The 13,993-nt window shown below is 71.7% G+C and carries 10 protein-coding genes; 2 read left to right on the top strand and 8 right to left on the bottom strand.

Features of this window, described 5'->3' with window-relative positions; genetic code table 11:
• Window positions 1–115: 115 nt before the first annotated feature.
• Window positions 116–1,699, top strand: coding sequence for an FAD-dependent monooxygenase (locus KUF83_RS03935; protein ID WP_217453110.1), 1,584 nt, complete (start codon window positions 116–118; stop codon window positions 1,697–1,699).
• Between the two features lie 164 nt (window positions 1,700–1,863).
• Here the strand turns inward: KUF83_RS03935 and KUF83_RS03930 are convergent, their stop codons facing one another.
• The 7 genes from KUF83_RS03930 to KUF83_RS03900 form a co-directional block, all read right to left on the bottom strand.
• Window positions 1,864–3,495 carry an FAD-dependent oxidoreductase gene (locus KUF83_RS03930; RefSeq protein WP_217453109.1) on the bottom strand — a complete coding sequence of 544 codons (1,632 nt, stop codon included), beginning with the start codon at window positions 3,493–3,495 and terminating at the stop codon, window positions 1,864–1,866.
• Entirely contained in the window at window positions 3,492–4,535 is a 1,044-nt protein-coding gene (locus KUF83_RS03925) for a methyltransferase (RefSeq protein WP_217453108.1), read from the bottom strand. The genes KUF83_RS03930 and KUF83_RS03925 overlap by 4 nt, the downstream gene beginning before the upstream one ends.
• Window positions 4,536–4,773: 238 nt before the next feature.
• Window positions 4,774–6,372: an MDR family MFS transporter gene (locus KUF83_RS03920; protein ID WP_217453107.1), complete on the bottom strand. Its 1,599-nt coding sequence runs from the start codon at window positions 6,370–6,372 to the stop codon at window positions 4,774–4,776.
• Window positions 6,373–6,587: 215 nt separating this feature from the next.
• The gene (locus tag KUF83_RS03915; protein ID WP_217453106.1) at window positions 6,588–7,565 is read right to left on the bottom strand and encodes an NADPH:quinone oxidoreductase family protein; all 978 of its coding nucleotides are present in this window, start codon (window positions 7,563–7,565) and stop codon (window positions 6,588–6,590) included.
• 165 nt (window positions 7,566–7,730) lie between these two features.
• The gene (locus tag KUF83_RS03910) at window positions 7,731–8,708 is read right to left on the bottom strand and encodes a zinc-binding dehydrogenase (RefSeq protein ID WP_217453105.1); all 978 of its coding nucleotides are present in this window, start codon (window positions 8,706–8,708) and stop codon (window positions 7,731–7,733) included.
• Between the two features lie 255 nt (window positions 8,709–8,963).
• On the bottom strand, window positions 8,964–9,929 hold the full coding sequence (locus tag KUF83_RS03905; RefSeq protein ID WP_217453104.1) for a methyltransferase: 966 nt from the start codon (window positions 9,927–9,929) through the stop codon (window positions 8,964–8,966).
• Window positions 9,930–10,031: 102 nt separating this feature from the next.
• Window positions 10,032–11,552 carry an FAD-dependent monooxygenase gene (locus KUF83_RS03900; protein WP_217453103.1) on the bottom strand — a complete coding sequence of 507 codons (1,521 nt, stop codon included), beginning with the start codon at window positions 11,550–11,552 and terminating at the stop codon, window positions 10,032–10,034.
• Between the two features lie 117 nt (window positions 11,553–11,669).
• Here KUF83_RS03900 and KUF83_RS03895 point away from each other — a divergent pair, with 117 nt between their 5' ends.
• Entirely contained in the window at window positions 11,670–12,158 is a 489-nt protein-coding gene (locus KUF83_RS03895; RefSeq protein ID WP_217453102.1) for a MarR family winged helix-turn-helix transcriptional regulator, read from the top strand.
• A 128-nt stretch (window positions 12,159–12,286) separates the two neighbouring features.
• Here KUF83_RS03895 and KUF83_RS03890 read toward each other — a convergent pair whose 3' ends face one another.
• Window positions 12,287–13,942 (bottom strand): FAD-dependent oxidoreductase, encoded by a 1,656-nt coding sequence (locus tag KUF83_RS03890; RefSeq protein ID WP_217453101.1) that lies wholly within the window; start codon window positions 13,940–13,942, stop codon window positions 12,287–12,289.
• Window positions 13,943–13,993: the final 51 nt, after the last annotated feature.

Raw genomic sequence — 13,993 nt, 5'->3', positions numbered from 1 at the left:
GCGGAAGGCCCCGCACCGTGCCCCGTTCGCCCGCGGTCCGAGCCCGGTTCGAGGACCGGGGTGTTGCATCGGCCCGCCGAAACCCGAAAGCGTTCCCACAACCCCAGGAGCCGGTATGGCGGACGAGACGACCGAAGTACTCATCGTGGGCGGCAGCATGGTGGGCCTCGCCCAGGCCCTGTTCCTCGCCCGGCAGGGCATCCGGCCCCTGCTGGTGGAGCGGCACGCGGAGATCTCGGCGCACCCCCGGGCCCAGGCCGCCAGTCCGCGCACCATGGAGCTGCTGCGCGCGCTCGGCCTGGAGGACGCCGTACGGGCCCGGGAGAACCCGCACGCCCAGTACGGCGACATCCTCCAGGCGGAGTCCCTCACCGGGGCCGAACTCGGGCGCTTCGACGGCCCGTTCCGCCACGACCCGAACGACGTGGGCACCACCGGCTGGACCCTGATCGGGCAGGACCGGCTCGAACCGGTGCTCCGGGACCGGGCCGAGGAGCTCGGCGCCGACCTGCGGTTCGCCACCGAGATGACGGAGTTCACCCAGGACGCTGAGGGTGTCACCGCCGTACTGCGCGACCTGGGCGACGGCACCGAGCGGACCGTGCGCGCCCGATACATGGTCGCTGCCGACGGCTCACGGGCGCCCGTCCGTACCTCGCTCGGCATCGGCCACCACGGGCAGGGGGTGTTCGGCCGACAGATGAACATCGTCTTCCACGCCGACCTCGACCAGTACGTCGCGGGGCGCGCCTTCTTTCTCTGCTTCGTCAGCAATCCGCAGGTCAAGGGCGTACTCGGCAAGCTCGGCGGCGCGGACTCCGACCGCTGGGTCCTCGCACCCAGCCTGCCTCCCGGCTCCGACCACCGCGTGTACGGGACGGAGGACTGCGTGGAACTGGTGCGGGCCGCCGTGGGAGTTCCCGACCTGCCGGTCGAGGTGGAGTCCGCGACGAGCTGGGAGATCGCCGCCTGGGTGGCCGACCGTTTCCGCTCCGGCCGGGTGCTGCTGGCCGGCGACTGCGCGCACGTCATGCCGCCCACCGGAGGGTTCGGCGGCAACATGGGCATCCAGGACGCGCACAACCTCGCGTGGAAACTCGCGCTGGTGCTGCGCGGGTCGGCGGGCCCCGAACTGCTGGACAGCTACGAACCGGAGCGGGCCCCGGTCGCCGAGTTCACCGTCGACCAGGGCGTCATCCGCTATCTGCAGCGCAGCGGCCTCGACGAGGCCGCCGCCGCCCGGCACCGCCCCGAGACCACCGTCCTCTTCGGCCATGTCTACCGGTCGGACGCCGTAATGCTCGAAGCCGGCAGCGACGAGGGCGCCGTGGTCGAGGACCCGACGGACCCCAGCGGACGGCCCGGCACCCGTGCACCGCACCTCCCGCTGGTCCGGCAGGGCAAGGAGGTGCCGCTGCACGACCTGCTGGACGGCGGCTTCTGGCTGCTCGCCGGACCCGGGGGCGCCCCGTGGCGGGCCGCCGCGAAGGCACTGGACCTCTCCTTCCACCGCGTCGGCGCGGAGGAACCGCCGGAGGTCACCGAACGCTTCCTCGCCCGGTACGGAGTCGAGGGCGGCGGCGCCGTACTGCTCCGCCCCGACGGCTTCATCGCCTGGCGGAGCACCGGTCCGCGGGACAACCCGGTCGAGGCGCTGACGGAGGTGCTCGACACCCTGCTGCGGCGCGCCGCGAGGTAGCGCCCGCCGCCGCACACGCCACGGCCGCGGTGCTCCTTAGAAGGAGCACCGCGGCCTTCCGCGTCCGGCGCGGCGGGATAGCCCGAGATGGGTACGGCGGACCGTGCCGCGGGTGAGCGGGGTCCGGCACACCCCCTCGGTGTGCCGGACCCCGCTCAGCCGCGTCAGCCCTGGGTCCGGTCCAGGATCGCCCGCAGCGCGGTGACCGCGGCCCGGTCGACCGGGCCGGAGCGGCCCGCGGTGGTGCGCCAGCCGACGAATCCGTCGGGCCGCACCAGAACGGCCCCGCCGGCCAGCAGGCCGTAGCGCCTGCGGAAGGATCCGTCCGGGTCCCACACCGTGGTTCCACGGCCGATGCGAACCGCCTTCAGGGCGACGCCCAGCTGCGCGGCCTCCCGTTCCACCGCCCCGGTCCACGGTCCCGCCGCCTCGTCGACGAGCAGGGTGAACCCGTCACCGAACAGGTCGATGACGGCCAGCGGGCCCTCGGGACCGTCGAGTTCCAGGTGCGGGGCCCGTGCTCCGGGCCGGGCACCGGGGTGCTCGGGGTCCTCGACGATCGCGTCGGGGGCGCCCTCCTCCGCGGTGAAGGCACCGGAGCGATAGCAGTAGCCGAAGGTCATGGTCGTCTCGTCCAGCAGTTCGGCGGCGACCTCCTGGTACTGCTTGCCCTCCCGCACCGCGAACCGCAGCATCGCCTGGCGGACGGTCTCCTCGGCCACCGGGCGGCGCTCGGCGTCGTAGCTCTCCAGCAGCCCCGGCCCCGCCGTGCCCGACAGCACCAGGGCCAGCTTCCAGGCCAGGTTGTACGCGTCCTGGATGCCGGTGCTGGCACCGAACGCACCGGTGGGGGGCATCACATGGGCGGCGTCACCGGCGACGAACACCCGCCGGGTCGCGAAGGTGTCCGCCACGCGCGCGGAGATGTCCCACGCCGGCATGTCCACGGACTCGATCTTCAGCGCGAGGTCGGGCACCCCGACCGCGGCCCGCACCAGGGCGGTGCAGCGGTCCTCGGTGAAGTCCTCGGCGCTCTGGCCCTGTTCGGGGGAGAAGGAGACGTTGATGACCCAGCGGCGGTCGTTGTCGATGGGGATGATCGTGCCGCGCACCTCGGGGTTGTTGACGTACGCGGCGATGATCCGGCGGCCGCGCAGCGCCTCGGTGAGGTCGGCCTCGAAGAAGAAGCTGACGAGGTTGGTGATGGTGCCCCGGCCGTGCGCCCCGATGCCCAGCATCTCGCGCAGCGGACTGCGGCTGCCGTCCGCCGCGATCACGTACTGGGCGTCGATCTCCGAACTGCCGCCGGTGGACAGGTCGGTGACGCGCACCAGTACCCCGCCCCCGTACTCCTCGACCGCGTCGACGCGCGTGTGGAAGCGGACGTCGACACCGGCCTCGACGGCGCGTTCCCGCAGGATCGGCTCCAGCTGGTTCTGGTCGATCAGCGTCCACTGGGTGGGACTGATCCGGCCGATGTCCTCGGGGGAGGCGTTCGGCATCCGCACGCGCTCCTTGCCCGCGAGGCTCTCGACGTGCACCAGATCGGTGTTGCCGGAGATGGGGGAACGCCCGGCCCGTACCCGCTCCTCCATCCCGACCGCGCGGTACAGCTCCATCGTCCGCGGGTTGATGGCGCGGGCCTTGGGGTGGGTGGAGGTGTCCGGATGGCGTTCGACCAGGGTGACCCGGACGCCGTGGTGGGCGAGGAAGACGGCCGCGGACAGTCCGGTCAGCCCGCCCCCGACGATGAGCACGGGCGTCCGGTGGCGCTCTGCCGCGCGGTCCTGCTTCATGCTGCCTCCTTGTGGGCGGTGACCAGGGTGTGAGTGCCGAGCAGGGGCTCCGCGGTGCCGTCGGTGAAGCCCGCATCGCGCAGCCAGGAGCGGCAGTCCGCCACCCGGTACTCGGAGCCGTCGGGGCTGACCAGCCTCATGTGGAGGCTGCTGAGGAGCCGCTCCGGGTCGCTGCGGTCGTCGTCGATCATCCGGTCGTAGACGAGCACCGTGCCGCCGGGCCGCACCGCCTCGAAGACCCGGCGGATCAGCTCGCGCCGCCGCCCGGTGTGGAAGCCGTGCAGGATGTGGCCGAGTACGACGACGTCGGCCGACGGGATCGGGTCGGTGAAGAAGTCACCGCCGGCGAAGGCGATCCGGTCGGCCAGGCCCAGACCCCCGACGTGCTCGGTGAACAGCGGCCGCGTCCGCTCCAGGTCGAAGCAGGTCGCCTCCAGGTGCGGATGCGCACCCACCAGCACGGCCGCGAGATTGCCGCGCGCACCGCCGAGGTCGACGAACGAGGAGTGGCGGCTCCAGTCGACGCGCCGGGCGAGTTCCGAGCCCATCCGGTCGCTGTACGCGTCGAGTCCGGCGAGGAACCGCTTCATCTTGGCGGGGTCCGTGTGCCGGCTGCCGACGAAGCCGCCCTTGTCGGGGTCCAGGTGCTGGGGCTCACCGGAGCGCAGCGCCTCGGTGAGCCGGCCCCAGGTCCCGTACAGCGTCTCGTTGGTGAGCTCGACGAAGCCACCGAGGTACGAGGAGGAGTCCGGCACCAGATAGGCCTGGGCCAGCGGGGAGTTGCGGTAGCGGTCCTCCGTGCGCTCCAGCAGCCCCAGACCGACCAGCGCGTCCAGGAAGTCCGGGGCCATCTGGTGGTGCATCCCGGTGTGCCGGGCCAGCTCGGCCGAGTCCGCGGGGCGGCCCTCGGCGAGCGCGCCGAACACTCCGAGGGTCACCGCGCTGTGCAGCACCTTGGCGGCGCAGTCGGCGATGGTCAGCCGGATCAGCGGGCCGGGATCGACCGCCGGAGCCGTCTGCGGGTCTTCGGTCGTTGTCACACGAGCCTCCTGGTCTGCCTCTGCCTGTCGTTCGGCATGCGTCCTGCGTGGTGCGCGCCGTGTCGTGCGTGCCGTGTCGTGCGCGCCGTGCACGCGTCCTTGTGCAGTGCCGACGATGTCCTCGGGACGTCGATTCGGGCTCGAAGGGCGCTGAAGCGACGCCGGGGGCGCGGAGGCCACACACCCGAGAGCCGCCCTCCCTTGCGGGAGGGCGGCTCTCGGGTGGGAGCGGGCCCGGTCAGCTCTTCTCGGCCGGACCGGCCTCCGGGGCGCCGGCGGTCTCGCCGGATTCCTCGTGGCCCCCATGGTCCCAGGAGCGCAGCGGAAGGTTCTTCATCGACAGGGCGGCCAGCAGCCCCAGGCAGAGGACCGGCACGGCGGTGAGGAACACCGGGGTGAGCGCGGCGGCGTACGCCTGCTCGACGGCGTGCCGCACCGGCTCGGCGAGCTTGTCCAGCGCCTCGCTCGATGCCAGTGCGTCGGGGTCCATGCCGCTCAGGGCGTCCGCGGGCACCCGGTCGGCGATCTCCTCGGTGAGCCGGTTGTAGAAGATCGAGGCGAACAACGAGATGCCCACGGTGGTGCCGAGCTGCCGCGCGAAGGACACGGTGGCGTGCACGGCGCCGATGTCGTCGCGGGGCGCGGTGTTCTGCGCGGCCATCGTGAGGACCTGCATGTTCAGGCCCGCCGCGATGCCGAAGACCAGCATGTAGGCGATGACCACGCCTCGGGGCGTCCCGGTGTCCATGGTGGACAGCAGCAGCGCCCCGGCGATGCCGATGACCATGCTGAGCACGGGATACCACTTGTACCGGCCGGTCTGGGTGATCGCCCTGCCGCTGACGACGGAGGAGGCGACCAGGCCGAACATCATGGGCAGCAGCACCACGCCGGACATGGTCGGGCTGGCACCGGTCACCACCTGGATGTACAGCGCCAGGAAGTTGACCGCTCCGAGGAAGACGATGCCGGCCGCGACGCTGACCAGCACGCTGACGCTGAAGGTGGAGTCGCGGAAGAGGTGCAGCGGAATGACGGGTTCGGCGGCCCGGCGCTCGGCGAACACGAACAGTACGGCGAGCAGCACCGCCGCGGCGGCCAGCCCGAGGATGCGCGGGTCCAGCCAGTCGTACTTCACCCCGCCCCAGCCGGCCGCCAGGGTGAGCGCGACGATCGCGGCGCTGAGCAGGGCGAATCCGGTGTAGTCGATGTGCGCGGCCCGGTTGGTGGCGGGCAGATGCAGACAGGTGGAGACCAGCACGAGGATCACGACGCCCACGGGCAGGTTGATCAGGAAGACCCAGTGCCAGCTCAGCAGGTCGGTGAGCGCACCGCCGACGGCGGGCCCGGAGAGCGCGGCGAGGGCGAAGACGATGCCGAAGAGGTTGAAGTACTTGGCTGCTTCACGGGGGTTGAACAGTTCCCCGATGATGGCGAGCACGGAGACGAAGAGACCGCCGGCCCCGATGCCCTGCAGGGTGCGGAACAGGATGAGCTGTTCCATGGTCTGGGCGGCTCCGCTCAGGGCGGAGCCGACGAGGAACACCGTCACGGCGGTCAGGAAGATCTTCTTCCGGCCGAAAAGGTCGCTCAGCTTGCCGTAGACGGGCGTGGTGACACTGGCCGCGATGATGTACGCGGTCGTCACCCAGGCGAAGACGTCGAGGCCGCCGAGGTCCCCGACGATACGGGGCAGGGCGGTGGCGACGATCTGCGAGTCCAGCATGGCCAGGAAGACGGCCAGCAGGCAGGCGGCGATGACGGGCTTGATACGGGTCTCGGGAGCGGGGCCGGCAGCGGTGAGCGGGCCGCCTGCCCCTGTTGTCCGGGAGGGCACGGATTTAGCCTTTCGGGCTTCGGAAGTGGGTGCCATCCCCGTCCCGCCGGCCACGATCGGCCGGCGTCGTCTGCGGTGTGGGGTCCGTAGGGGGATTGCTGCGGGTTCCGCCGTACGGCACGCGACGCGTGCCGTACGGCGGGTGGCCGGTCACGAACGGGGGTGGATCGTGACCGGCCACGTGGGTCAGGAGGCGGCCGGTCGGGAACCGGCGGTCACGGGACGAGCACGACCTTGCCGAGCTGAGCTCTGGCCTCCATCAGTTCGTGCGCCTTGACGGCGTCTTCCAGTCCGAGGCGCTCGTGCACGATCGGGCGCACCTTGCCGGTGGCGATCATGTCGAGCAGATCACGCTGGCCTGCCGCGATGGCCTCGGGCTTGTTGTAGAGCATGGCGTACAGGGCGAATCCGGCCACGGTCTTCATCCGGCTGAGCATCAGCGGGTGGATGGGCTGGATGTCGCCGCTGGCCGAGCCGTAGAAGACCAGCCGGCCGAACTGGGCGGTGAGGGCGACACTCTTGGTGAGGATGTCGCCGCCGACGGTCTCCAGGACGACGTCCACGCCCCGGCCGTCGGTCGCGGCCTTGACCTGCTCGTCCCAGTCGTCGTCCGTGTAGTTGACGGTGACGTCCGCACCGAGCTCACGGACGAAGTCCAGCTTGGCCCGGGTGCTGGCGGTGGCGATCACCTTGCCCGCGCCCATCGCCTTGGCGATCTGCACGGCGAGGTGGCCCACTCCCCCCGAGGCGGCGTCGATCAGGATCGACTCACCGGGTTCGAGCCGGCCGGCCTCCTTGATGGCGTGGTACGCGGTCTGGGCCGGGCTGGGCAGCAGGGTGGCCTCGGCGGCGTCCATGGTGTCCGGGATGGCGATGGCCCAGCCGGCGTCGGCGACCACGTGGTCGGCGTACGCGCTGTGGTCGACGTCGACCACGATGCGGTCGCCGACCCCGAAGGCGGTGACACCCTCGCCGAGTGCCTCGACGGTTCCGGCGACGTCACCACCGGGGGCACCGGGAAGCGCGGCGTGGCCGCCGATCGGGATGCCCTGGCGGCGCTGCACCTCGGCGAACGTGACGCCGACGGCTTCTGTGCGGATCAGCACTTCGCCCGGTCCGGGCTGCGGCTTCTCCGCCTCTTCGATACGCAGCACCGAGGGGGCTCCGTGCTCGTAGTGGCGGACGATTCGCATGGTGTTCTCCCAACTAGGAGGTGTTGTCGAGCCGCAGTTGGTCGCCGCGGCTCCGCCCAGGGATCCGGGTTACGGGGGTACGGGTTACCGAAGACAATTACATGCTTGACAGCATGTGTTTGTCAACCTACATATCAATGCAGAAAATCAAGACCCGGAAGGGGTTCAGGGCACGAGGACCACGCGGCCGAGCTGGGAGCGCGACTCCATCAGCTCGTGCGCCGCCGCGGCGTCCTTCAGCGGCAGCTCGGCGTGCACCACGGGACGGACCTTGCCGGAGCTCACCATGTCCAGCAGCTCCCGCGCACCGCGGGCCATGACGTCCGGCTGGTTGCGCATGACGCCCCACATGCTGAAGCCCATGACCGTGCGGTTGTCGAAGATGTCGCTGACCTCGATGGCCGGCAGCTCGCCGCCCGCCGCGCCGTACACGACCGTCCGGCCGAACTGGGCGGTCAGGTTCACGCACTTGGTGAGGACGTCTCCGCCCACGGTCTCCAGGACGACGTCCACGCCCCGGCCGTCAGTGGCGGCCCGGACCTTCTCCTCCCAGCCGTCCTCGCTGTAGTCGACGGTGACGTCCGCGCCGAGCGAGGCGGCGAAGGCGAGCTTGTCCGCGCCACGGGCCGCCGCGATGATCCGGCCCGCCCCGAGCACCTTGGCCATCTGGACCAGCAGGTGGCCGATGCCACCCGCCGCGGCGGTGATCAGCACGGATTCACCGGCCTGCAGCCGCGCGGCGGTGGTGATCACGTGGTAGGCGGTCTGGCCGGGGATGGGCAGCGACGTGGCCTGGCCGGCGCCGATCCCCTCGGGGACGGCGAACAGCCAGTCGGCGTGGGTGACCACGTACTCGGCGTACCCGTCGGCGGCGACACCGGTGACCACCCGGTCACCGACGCTCACCTGCTCGACGCCCTCGCCGACCTGCTCCACGATGCCCGCCACGTCACCGCCCGGCGAGCCGGGAAGAGTGGCGGGACCGCCGACGGGGATGCCCTGCCGGCGCTGGCACTCGGCGAAGTTGACGCCGACGGCCTCGGTGCGGATCAGCACCTCACCGGGGCCGGGGACCGGCTTGTCCGCCTCTTCGACGTGCAGTACCGAAGGGGCGCCGAACTCGTGGTGCCGGACGATGCGCATGGACGTGCTCCTCTGTGTGTTGCGTGATGCGTCTGGGGTGGGTCGTGCGGTGGTGAGCAGTTGCCGATGGGTGGGCGATGACGGGCGGGCCGGTCGTACGTCGTGCGGCGTCCCGGGGCCGCGGCCCATGGGCGGCGGCGGTGCGTCGGGAGCGCCTCACAGGGCCGCTTGCCGGACGCCGGGACGGGACAGTGCCCGGGGGACGGGTTCTCGCGGGATGGCCCGCGCGGGGCCGGGAGTGACCTTCCGTACGGGTCAGGCCGGTTCGAACTCGGCGAGCGAGCGCACCGGGCCCAGACTGACCACCCGGCGCAGGGAGAGTCCGGCCTTGGCCGCCAGCTCGCGCAGCTGCTCCGTGGTGCGCATCCGCCCGCCCAGATAGACGAGCATCCGCAGGTCCAGGTCGGTCTGGTCCGTCTGCACGTCGAGCAGTCCCTCGAGGACCATGACCCGGCCGCCCGCGGGGACGGCCTCGGCGCACCGCCGGAGGATGTCGGCCGCCCGCTCGTCGGGCCAGTTGAGCAGCACGTTCGCCAGCAGATACACATCGCCGTCGGCGGGCAGCGGATCGAAGAAGCTGCCGACCACGGCGTGACAGCGGTCCTGGAGGCCGGCGGCCGCGAAGTCCCGCTCGGCGGCCGCCGCGGGCCCGGCCAGGTCGAGGAGTGTTCCCTTCGCCCCGGGCGTGGCACCGACCACGGCCGCGAGCAGGTTGCCGCTGCCGCCGCCCACGTCGACGACGTGCCGTACCGACCGCCACTCGCCCTGTGCCAGCAGTTCGGGGATCACCCACTGCATGCTCGCGGCCATCCGCCGGGCGAAGGAGTCCGCGAGCGCGCCGTCCGACTCGACGTCCGTCCAGAACTCCTTGCCGTACAGCGCGGAGTAGACGGGATCGCCGGAACGCACGGCGTCGAGCAACCGGAACACCGCGGTCTCGCCCCGGCCGGTCGGACCGTCGAGCCGAAGCCAGTCCCGGCCCGACCCCGGGACGTCCTCGCGCAGCAGGGCGCCGAGCTCCGTCGGCCCGTATCCCCCGTCGGGCAGCGGCCGGTAGATGCCGGCGTTCACCAGGTGGCCGAGGAGACGGCCCAGCGCGACGGGGTCCACGGCCGCCTCGTGGGCCAGTTCCTCGACGGTGACCGCTCCGGCCGCCATGTGATCCGAGAGTCCGAGCGTGGCAGCCACTCTGATCGCCATGGGGGTGATCAGATCGCTCATCTTCAGCAGTTCCTGTGACCAGGGGGGACTGTTCACTTCGTCCTCACAGTGGGAGACGCGTATGCGTGTGGGGGGCGGGGTGTGCGGGCGGCGGATCCGCCGTCAGACGGTGCCGAACCAGGTGGAGACGGCGGTGTTCAGCGACTCCCGCAGCTCCTGTTCCGGCATGTCCCGGTCCGCGGCCCAGGCGACGTAGCCGTCGGGGCGGACCAGCAGGCCGGCCAGCTGCGGTTCCTGCGCACACTGCGCGCGGACGTGCTGGAGGCGTCCGGACCAGGCGACGCCCGCGGCCCACTTCTCGTGGACCTGGCCGATCTCCGGGCCACCGCTCAGGTCGAGCAGGAGGCCGGTGCCGCGCTTCAGGTACCAGGGGAGGGCCTTCGGGCCGTCCTCGGTGCTCAGTTCCAGGTCGCGGGCGAAGTCGCCGAGCAGCCGGTGCTCGGGGCCGTCGATCGCGTAGCGGACGGTGACGCCGCTGAGCATCTCGGCGAGGTGGCGGTTGACCTGCTCCTTGCGCATGAGATCGGTGAAGAGCTCGCGCAGCGGAGTGACGTACGGGTCCGGGTTCATCAGCGCGATCTGCGCCCGGGTGTTGGCCAGCACCTTGCGGGCCGGCGCCTGGCGCTCGCGGTCGTAGCTGTCGAGCAGACCTTCGGGAGCCCAGCCGTGCACGCTCGCGGCGAGCTTCCAGCCGAGGTTGAAGACGTCCTGCAGACCGAGGTTGACGCCCTGGCCGCCGACGGGGAAGTGGGTGTGCGCGGCGTCGCCCGCGATCAGCAGCCTGCCCTCGCGGTAACGGTCGGCCTGGCACGCCGAATCGGTGAAGACGGAGAGCCAGCGCGGCGAGTGCGCTCCGAGGTCGCTGCCCCAGATCTCGCGCAGGCTCGCGGTCAGCTCGTCCAGGGTGAGCTCCGTGCCGGGCTCGCGCTCGGCCTCGAAGTCGAACGTGGACACACGGTGGTACGTGTCGTCCAGCGGCACACAGAACAGCAGGCCGCGCTCGGTGCGCTCCATGCCCATGGGCGCGTTCTCGCGGTCGGCGAGCTGCACGTCGCCGAGGCGGGCGGTGACCCGGCCGCCGGTGCCGGGGAAGGCGATGCCGGCCTCCGAGCGGACCAGGCTGCGCCCGCCGTCGCAGCCCACGGCGTAACGGGCGCGCAGGGTGTAGGCGCCGTCGGGGCCGGTCACCTCGGCCTCGACACCGTCGGCGTCCTGGCGTATGGCGGTGACCTCGTGACCCCGGCGGATGTCGGCGCCGAACTCGGCGGCGCGCTCCTCCAGCAGCCTCTCGGTCCTGGTCTGCTCGGAGAGCAGGGCATAGCCGTGCGTGCTGTCGAGGGTGGAGAAGTCGACCCACTCGTCGAGCCCGGCGAAGTGGCCGTTGTTCCAGGACCGGGCGCCTTCGCGGAACCGCTTCAGCAGGCCTCGCCGGTCGAGCGACTCCAGGGAGCGGGCGTGCAGCCCGAAGGCCTTGGAGTGCGGGGTGCGCTCGGGCAGGCGTTCGAGCACCACTGCCTGGACGCGGGAGATGCGCAGTTCCGCGGCGAGCAGCATGCCCACGGGCCCGCCGCCGACGATGAGCACGTCGATGTCGGAGTCGTGATCGGGATTCTCGGTTGGCATGGGGGTCCTCTCCCTCGAAGCTATATGTTCGCTGACAGGTATATGCTTTACGTCATGCAGTCGATTGAGAGCATACAGATGCTCGTCTGCCGTAATCAACTCGATTAGGATGCGGACATGGAGACTTCGACTCAGCACCCGTCGCGGACAGCGGATCTGCTCGACGCTGTCGGCCCCGCCTTCTCACGACTGCGGCGCACGCAGGCGCTGAACGTCGAGAAGCAGGTGTCCCGCAAGGACATCACAAGGACCCTGGTCCTCAACATCGTTCAGGACGGGCCTGACCAGGAGGGCCAGGAGATCACCGTCGGCGTGGTGGGGGAACGGCTCGCCGTCGACCCCTCCGTGGCGAGCCGGATGGTCTCCGACTGCATCACCGCGGGGTACCTGATCCGCGCGGCCTCACAGCGCGACGGTCGCCGGACGATCCTCCAGCTCACCCCCGAGGGCCACGAGATGCTGGTCCGTTTCCGCAGCCACCAGCGGGCGGCGTTCGAGCGCATAACACGGGACTGGCCGGAGCAGGAGCGGCTCGAGTTCGCCCGGCTGCTCATCAAGTACGTGGACTCCGTCGGCGAGCTCCAGAGCGACCCCGGTTCCGCCTGACCGGGCGACGTCCCGCCGCGCGGGTCCGGTCGCGCACCGGGTTCGGTGCGCGACCGGGCCAGGACGGGGCCCGGGCCGAAGGGCCCGCGCGCCGGCGCCCACGACCGCGGCGGGACCACGGCCCGCGCTCACTCCCTCGCGAGGATCGTCCGCAGCGCCGCCGTCAGCGCCGCGGCCTCCGCGCTCTCGCGGTCCGCGCCCACCGACCGCCAAGCGACAAAACCATCCGGCCGTACCAGCACGGCCCCTTCGGGGCGCAGACCTCCGTAGAGCTCGGCCCAGCGGCCGTCCGGGTCCGCCAGCGTGCCCGCCCCGCCGTCCGCGCCCGGCACCACCCGGCGCGCGGTGACCTCCAGCCCCAGCTCGGCGGATGCCGCGGCGGCGGCCGACAGCCACGGCCCGCCGCGCTCCGCCGCCAGCAGCACGAAGCCCCGCCCGAACAGGTCGAGCGTGGAGACCGGATCCCCGCCGCGCGACAGCATCGCGTAAGGGGCACGGGTTCCCGGTTCGCCGCGCAGCGCCCGCGGATCGGAGACGACGGGCAAGTCCGCGCCCTCCGGCTCCCCGACGACCGCGGCGGAACGGTACGCCTGACCCGTCGTCACCGTCACCGCGTCCGCGGCGGCCGCCCGCTGCTCCTCGGTGGCGCTCCCGGAACGCACGGCGAGCTGCAGGGAGCCCTGCTCCGCCGTGTATGTCCCCACAGGTCGGCGCTCGGCGTCGTACGTCTCGGCGAGGCCGGCCCCCGCGACGCCCTCGACCACCAGGGCCAGCTTCCAGGCGAGGTTGTGGGCGTCGGCGATACCGGTGTTGGCTCCGTAGCCACCGGTCGGCGGGATGACATGGGCCGCGTCACCCGCGAGCAGCACCCTGCCGTGGACGAAGCCCTCCGCGACCTGCTCCGCCATGTCCCAGGGGAAGCGCGAGCGGATCGTCACCTCGACGCCGGGCGATCCGACGGCGGCACGCACCAGCTCGGCACAGCGGGTGTCGGTGAAGTCCTCCAGACTCTCGCCGTCCTCGGAGCGGTAGCCAACAATCAGCGTGCCTCCGGTGAGAGTGTCATCGTGTACAAGAATCCCGGTGACCTGGTCATTCTTCACATGGACCACGCTGTAGCGGCGCTCTCCCAGCACCGGCCGCAGGTCCGCTCCGAACGCGATGCTCACATGGCGGGACAGGACCCCCCGCCCCTGCCGTGGAACCTTCAGCGCCTCCCGGACGATGCTGCGCGGCCCGTCACAGGCCACCAGGTAGGAGCTGCGGAAGGACCTGGTGCCGCCGGCCCCGTCACCGAGGACGGCGGTGACACCGTCCGGGTCCTCCGCGAAGGACAGCAGCTCCGTACCGAACCTGAGGTCGGCACCGAGTGCCACGGCGCGGTCCCGCAGCAGCGGCTCCAGCCGGTCCTGGGGAAGAAGAAGCAGCCGGGAAGGGGTGAGATCGCCCAGTTCGTCGTCGCCCTCCAGCTCCTCCTTGCTGAACAGCACCTCACCCGCCAGGGACGTCACCCCGGCCCGGGTGCGGTGCGTGCGAAAACCCTCCGCCTCCCGCACGGCGACGTCCTCGACCCCCGCCTGGCGGAGCAGTTCGCCGGTACGGGGGTAGTAGCCGACGGCCCTCGGATGGATCGAGGTGCCGGGGTGGCGCTCCACCAGGGTGCAGGGGACGCCGTGATGGGCGAGGAAGAGGGCGGTGGACAGACCTGTCAGGCTGCCGCCGATGATCAGTACGGGTGCGTCGGGTGCGTCCGGTACGGGTGCACTGCCTGAACTGGAAGTCATCGCGGAGTCCTTCTCTCGTGGAGGATCCCGGCCCGCTGAGCGGCCCGGGTC

Origin of the sequence: Streptomyces sp. BV286, from assembly GCF_019090165.1 — a bacterium.
GTDB lineage: Bacteria > Actinomycetota > Actinomycetes > Streptomycetales > Streptomycetaceae > Streptomyces.
This window is presented reverse-complemented; position numbering and strand designations above follow the sequence as displayed.